General features: G+C 45.3%; 6 protein-coding genes. 1 reads left to right on the top strand and 5 read right to left on the bottom strand.

Annotated features, from left to right (window positions below):
* Positions 1–107 precede the first annotated feature (107 nt).
* Complete coding sequence (locus OCV61_RS18180; protein ID WP_262583420.1) at positions 108–686, top strand: MFS transporter; 579 nt, start codon at positions 108–110, stop codon at positions 684–686.
* Here the strand turns inward: OCV61_RS18180 and OCV61_RS18175 are convergent.
* From OCV61_RS18175 to OCV61_RS18155, 5 genes are all read right to left on the bottom strand, one after another.
* Positions 652–1,311, bottom strand: a complete 660-nt coding sequence (locus OCV61_RS18175) for a transglutaminase domain-containing protein (RefSeq protein ID WP_262583418.1) — start codon at positions 1,309–1,311, stop codon at positions 652–654. The genes OCV61_RS18180 and OCV61_RS18175 overlap by 35 nt on opposite strands.
* Positions 1,308–2,594 (bottom strand): L-cysteine desulfidase family protein, encoded by a 1,287-nt coding sequence (locus tag OCV61_RS18170; RefSeq protein ID WP_262583416.1) that lies wholly within the window; start codon positions 2,592–2,594, stop codon positions 1,308–1,310. The genes OCV61_RS18175 and OCV61_RS18170 overlap by 4 nt, the downstream gene beginning before the upstream one ends.
* Before the next feature lie 96 nt (positions 2,595–2,690).
* Entirely contained in the window at positions 2,691–3,233 is a 543-nt protein-coding gene (locus OCV61_RS18165) for an HdeD family acid-resistance protein (RefSeq protein ID WP_158422922.1), read from the bottom strand.
* The gene (gene ftsH, locus OCV61_RS18160; RefSeq protein ID WP_158422921.1) at positions 3,230–5,059 is read right to left on the bottom strand and encodes an ATP-dependent zinc metalloprotease FtsH; all 1,830 of its coding nucleotides are present in this window, start codon (positions 5,057–5,059) and stop codon (positions 3,230–3,232) included. Before ftsH ends, OCV61_RS18165 begins: the two co-directional genes overlap by 4 nt.
* A gap of 232 nt (positions 5,060–5,291) precedes the next feature.
* Positions 5,292–5,522, bottom strand: coding sequence for a PD-(D/E)XK nuclease domain-containing protein (locus OCV61_RS18155; protein WP_158422920.1), 231 nt, complete (start codon positions 5,520–5,522; stop codon positions 5,292–5,294).
* Positions 5,523–5,589: the final 67 nt, after the last annotated feature.

The following is a 5,589-nucleotide window of genomic DNA, read 5'->3' as shown; positions in this document are numbered from 1 at the left end:
CACCGCCCTTCTGATATTTATTATATCAGAAAAGCGGTTCCAATAATAGCAAAACCCTGCAAAAGCAGGGCTTTGTCTACAGTCTGAAAGCACCTGGATCCGGTGCTTTGTATTTCTTTCGCAAATATAAAAAATTTACCATCGTACTGCTTGGTTCTATCATGGTGTATGTAAGCCATGTGCTGATCAACAGCTTTGCATATCAGGTCATTGTAGAAAAAGGAGGATCCAGCACTGATATGGGGATCGCTATGGCTCTTGCTGCCATAATCGAGCTTCCTACCATGTTCCTTTTCGGCTATATGCAGAAAAAGATCCGCTGTGATATATGGTTCCGTAGCTGCGGTATTTTCTTTGCGTTGAAAACCCTGTTTTCTCTGCTCGCCCCTAATATGACTGTATATTATATCATTCAGATCTTTCAGGCCTTTGGCTGGGCTTTGATTTCTGTTTCCTCTGTATATTACGTAAACTCCATTATGGAGCCACAGGATGTGATCAAGGGCCAGGCTTATTTCACCATGACCTACACCATCGGAACAGTTCTTGGGGCACTTTTGGGTGGCTGGCTTATCGATCTGGCAGGTGTTTCTGCCATGCTGATCTTTGGTACAGCTGCCGCTTCCATCGGCGCAGTGCTTATGCTTTTTGCTACCGAGAAGCCTGCAGAAGCTGCTTCCAAATAACCCTCCCCTTTTTCACAGTCATTGCATAAGTTTTATCCCTGCGCATCCGGAACGGATATCTGATCTCTGACACCAGGAACAGATTCTGATCTGAATGCGCTCTTTGCATACTGCAATCACAGATCAGCCATCTGGACCCGATCCTGACCTCACACCATCCATGTGGTGACAGTTGCACATAGGGACCTCGTGCCGTAACACCGCCTACTGCCACCCGGCTGTCATATCCCAATACTCTGGCAATATATGCCATAGCCGCTGCATAATAGTAGCAGCTGCCTCTTTTTCTGGTAAACATGTACCTGGCACAAGATTTTATATTCCTGGCAGTAGGCACTTCCGTACCCATATGGAAATATGAAAATTTCACCAGTGCATCATAGCACTGACGCAGTCGCTGCCTTGTCTTATTCTTTCTTGATGAATTCTTCAACACAAAATCCACGGCCTGGCGGATCTCTCCTGCCTTTACCACAGTACCGGTTCTGTCCACATACACATAGCCTTTTCTCTTTGTACCTGTGATCCTGTTCCTGACAGCAGCATTTACCTGCGCTGTTCCCACATCTGCCCCTGCCAGCAATACTGCTAAAAGACACACCAATATTAAAATCTTCTTTTTCATGAGCATCCGGCATCCCACCATCCGGTCATCACATTTAGGATTTCCTGATCCGTCTGGCGCATTCCAACCCGTCCGATGTACCCCATAGCCTTAATGGTTTGTTCCACATCCTCTTCCACGATCCCGTCTCCTGGAAGAAAACTTTTGTTTTCCATACTCAGATGAAAGGCCATGATCGCCGCATTTACCGAGGATGCAATCTTGGCTGCACAAGAAGGCTTTGCGCCATCACAGATGATGCCTCCAACATTTCCCAGTGTATTGATGATCGCAGCCGAAACCTGACTATAATCACCGCCATACATATAAGTGATCCCTGCTCCCACACCGCAGGCAGAACATACAGCACCACAGTAAGCCGACAGACCCCCTATGTAATATTTCTGGTGCACAGCAGTAAGATTACTCACCACCAGTGCACGATACAGCTTCTCTTCCGGCACATCCCATTCCTGAGCATAGACAAGCACTGGCATAGAAACCGTGATCCCCTGATTGCCACTTCCGGAATTAATCACAACCGGCAAGGAACAGCCGCCCATCCTGGCATCACTTCCTGCTGCCGCCCTGGCACATGCACGGGCAGCTACTGTACCTCCCCAGGCATTCTCCAGGGTTTTCCCGATCTGTGCCCCATAGGGATGCTCCAAGCCTTCCTGAGAGATCGCTGTATTTAACCGGATCTGCCGTCCAATAACATCACGGATATCTTCCATACGTACACAGTCTGCAAATTCCAGGATCCCACGTACAGAAAGCTCTCTTCTTTCTTCTTCCGTACTCTTTCCATCATTTTTCAGCTGGTCATAGAGAACCTGCCCATCTTTTAGGACTCGCACAATATTAGTATGTGTTTCGGAAATCACTACCACTGCACTATGTATTCCTTTTTCCACATGGGCTTCTATATAGATCTTTTCTGTGGTATCTGCCAGGGCAAATGTACAGATCCCATCTGCCAGGAGTGCTGCTGCCTTTTCTCTGTCATTGGCTGTCACACTTTCCAGAACTTCCAATTCTTTCGAGACATCTCCACCTACAGCTCCAAGAACTGCTGCTGCATTGATTCCTTTCATTCCGCCGGAATTAGGAACTGCTGCACCCTTTGCATTTTTGATAATATTTCCGCTGCACCGGATATGAATAGATTCCGGGCACTCTCCCAGCACCTGTGCTGCCTTTGCTGTCGCATAAGCTACTGCGATCGGCTCCGTACAGCCCATAGCCGGTATCAGCTCCTTTTTCAGAATATCCAGATAATTTGCATACTGTACTGCATCCACTGTATTTCCCTCCCTGTTACATTGGCCATCCCCTTAGGTAAATCAGGGCTTCCCCTTTGCCCTGAAGGCTCCTTCTCTGGCCTTATTATAACACAATCACCAGCCGCCTCCAATATCTGAAAACGCAGTGATCAAGCAGTCAATGCCCAAGAGCAGTAAATACACTCCCATAAGCACTCCAATGGAAAAAACAGAAAATCCAGGGTTTACGATCATCAGCACTGCCAGCACCAGCCCTGCTGTATTGATAACCAGGCTGAAATAATAATAAGCATTACCAGCCACAAAGCGTACAATATTCAGATGGGACAGTCTGGAAATACAATGTGCGATAAACCAGATCGGCACTAAAAGCGCAATGATCCATTTTCCTGCATCCGGATGTACCAATAGCATAAACCCTGCCATAACGCTTAAAAGTCCGGCAATCAGGGATACAGAAGGTCCAAATCCCATATGCTGTTCCATCTTTACATAAAAAACAAGATCTCCGATACCAGTTACCACAGCCAGAAGTCCGTACAGGATCACAAAACCTTCCAGAATACTGCCAGGATGTACACAGGTAAAAATTCCCAGAAGGATCAAAAGAAGTCCTTCAATAAATTCCAGCCATCCAAAACCAGAACGTCTTCTCATTTCTGTCCGCCTCCTTCTTCATTCAGAATCTGCATAAACTCATCACCTGTAATAGTTTCTTTTTCATAGAGAACATTTGCAAGCCGATCCAGCTTCTCCCGGTTATCCTCCAGAAGCTTTTTCGCTTTTTCATGCTCTTTTCTTACAAGCTCTACTACCTTGCGGTCGATCTCTTTCTGGGTATCCGAAGAACATGCAAGGGATGCATCGCCGCCCAGATACTGGTTATTTACAGTTTCCATGGCAACCATGTCAAATTCCTCACTCATTCCGTAACGGGTGATCATGGCTCTTGCCAGTTTGGTTGCCTGCTCTATATCATTGGATGCACCTGTGGTGATCTCTCCAAATACCACTTCTTCTGCTGCACGGCCGCCGGTAAAGGTGGCAATTTTGTTCAGAATCTCCTGCTTTGTCAGAAGATATTTATCCCCCTGTTCTACCTGCATGGTATAACCAAGCGCACCGGAAGTCCTTGGAATAATGGTGATCTTCTGTACAGGTGCAGAGTTTGTCTGAAGGGCAGCAACAAGGGCATGACCGATCTCGTGATAGGAAACCACTTTCTTTTCATGGTCTGAGAGCACGGCATTCTTCTTCTGGTATCCGGCGATCACTACCTCTACGCTTTCCTCCAGATCCGCTTCCTCTACTACAGTTCTGCCACTTCGTACTGCACGAAGGGCAGCCTCATTGATAATATTGGCCAGTTCAGCACCGGATGCACCGGATGCCATTCTTGCAATAGTATGGAAATCTACATTATCAGATGCATGGATCTTTCTTGCATGAACCTTCAGGATCGCTTCCCTGCCCTGGAGATCCGGCAATTCTACCGGCACTCTCCTGTCAAAACGTCCTGGTCGGGTCAGTGCAGGGTCCAGGGATTCCGGACGGTTGGTTGCTGCCAGGATGATCACACCATTATTTCCCTCAAATCCATCCATCTCAGTAAGCAGCTGGTTCAGAGTCTGCTCCCGTTCATCATTTCCGCCCACCTGACCATCACGTTTTTTACCGATAGCATCGATCTCATCAATAAATACAATACACGGAGCCTTTTCCTTTGCCTGCTTAAAAAGGTCACGTACCTTGGAAGCTCCCATGCCTACAAACATTTCCACAAATTCAGAGCCGGACATGGAGAAAAACGGCACATTCGCTTCTCCGGCCACAGCCTTTGCCAACATAGTCTTACCTGTACCCGGAGGGCCTACAAGCAAAACTCCTTTTGGCATTGCAGCGCCTACCTGGGTATATTTCTCAGGATTGTGAAGGTAATCTACGATCTCAGCCAGGTTTTCTTTTGCCTCATCCTCACCTGCTACATCGCTGAAATGGATTCCTTCTGTTGACTGCACATATACTTTTGCATTGCTTTTGCCCATTCCAAAGCTTAAGGCATTCTTACCACCTGCCTGCTCGATCAGCTTCTTGCTCATGTACTGTCCAAGCAGTACAAAGATCAAAAGCGGAAGAAACACAGTCAGCAGAGTACTCATCAGCGGAGACATGGTTGTGTCAATCTCTTTTGTAAATTCTGCCCCGCTTTTATGAAGACGCTCTGTCAGGGTAGGATCCTCCATAACGCCTGTTTTATAAATCTTATCTTCATCCTTATTCGTAAATACGATCTGGTTATCTTCAATTTCCACTTTACCGATCTTGCCATCATCGATCATGTCCATGAATGTTCCATAATCCACTTCTTTCACTTGGCGTTCCATAAGAACAGGTGAAACAAACAGATTAAAGAGAAACAGTACAAGTATGACGATCCCATAATAATACATCAACGGCTTTTTCGGTGATTTCACTTCTTTCATGATCTGTGTATCCTCCTTTTTTATTCCTTTCTGAGCCAGAAATTCCTGTAATTTTTCAACTCCTGCTCCGGTTGTTCTATATTCTATCGCACAGACTACCGGTTTTCAATAAACAGATTTCCTCAAATGCACAAAAAAGACATAAAAAAAGAGCATATGTGCACTTTTGCATATATACTCTTTGCTTATTATACTTGAAGCCATTGCTCCACATCATTTTAGCTATATTTTTTCACAGCTCTACAGCTATTTCCACGTTCTTGCCACAAAATGCAACTCCATATTTATAAATATGATCTATACCAGCAGCTTTTAAATCTATATCATATTTATTCTCATTTATCTGCCGTAAAGCTGTCTCAGAAAGCTGTTTTAACTGTTTTTCCGTACAGTCTTTTCCTGCCTTTAATTCTATCAGGATACCTGGCAGCCCTTTACTTAAAGGGCACTGAAAAACTTCCATTTTTTCTTAAGTGGAAGTTTTTCTTTTATATTTTTTCAATTTTTTTTTAGAAAAAGCACAAAAAAGC

The sequence above is a fragment of the Blautia ammoniilytica genome, assembly GCF_025566965.1.
Classification (GTDB): Bacteria; Bacillota; Clostridia; order Lachnospirales; family Lachnospiraceae; genus Blautia_A; species Blautia_A ammoniilytica.
The sequence above is the reverse complement of the archived record's forward strand: the minus strand, read 5'-3'. Positions and strand labels throughout refer to the sequence as shown.